This window comes from Mesorhizobium sp. M00.F.Ca.ET.216.01.1.1, assembly GCF_004010325.2.
In the GTDB taxonomy this organism is placed as follows: Bacteria; Pseudomonadota; Alphaproteobacteria; order Rhizobiales; family Rhizobiaceae; genus Mesorhizobium.
In genome coordinates this window covers 1-428 of record NZ_SADR02000141.1, presented here as the reverse complement: position 1 = coordinate 428, position 428 = coordinate 1, and the positions used below count along the sequence as shown (strand labels likewise).

At 61.2% G+C, this 428-nt stretch carries 1 protein-coding gene; it reads left to right on the top strand.

The window, feature by feature from the left end; all coding sequences use genetic code 11:
- Window positions 1–400, top strand: a 400-nt coding sequence (locus tag EN859_RS35430) for an integrase core domain-containing protein (RefSeq protein ID WP_189502485.1), incomplete at its 5' end; no start/stop codon positions are given.
- Between the last annotated feature and the right edge of the window lie 28 nt (window positions 401–428).

Here is a 428-nt window from a genome sequence, read left to right as displayed (position 1 = left end):
CATCAGCCGCTCGATCGACGCACGGCTGACGCTGGCGGCTTTGACCGCCGCAGTCGAAGGACGCAAACCGCCACCCGGCTGCGTGCATCATTCTGATCGCGGGTCACAATATGCCGCGACAGCCTATCGCGATCACCTTGCCGCCCACGGCCTGGTCGGTTCCATGGGCCGGCGCGGCAATCCCTACGACAACGCAAAGGCGGAAAGCTTCATGAAGACGCTCAAAGTCGAGGCCGTCTATCCGATGGCCTTCGAGACATTCGCCGATGTCATTGAACACCTTCCGCATTTCCTTGAGGAGGTCTACAACCGCCGACGGCTTCACTCAGCACTCGGCTATCTCAGTCCAATGCAATTCGAGGATCCACACACCCGGCAAACGGTCAAATCAGCGGCCTGACCCTGTCCGGCCCGAGGGGCCCACTCCA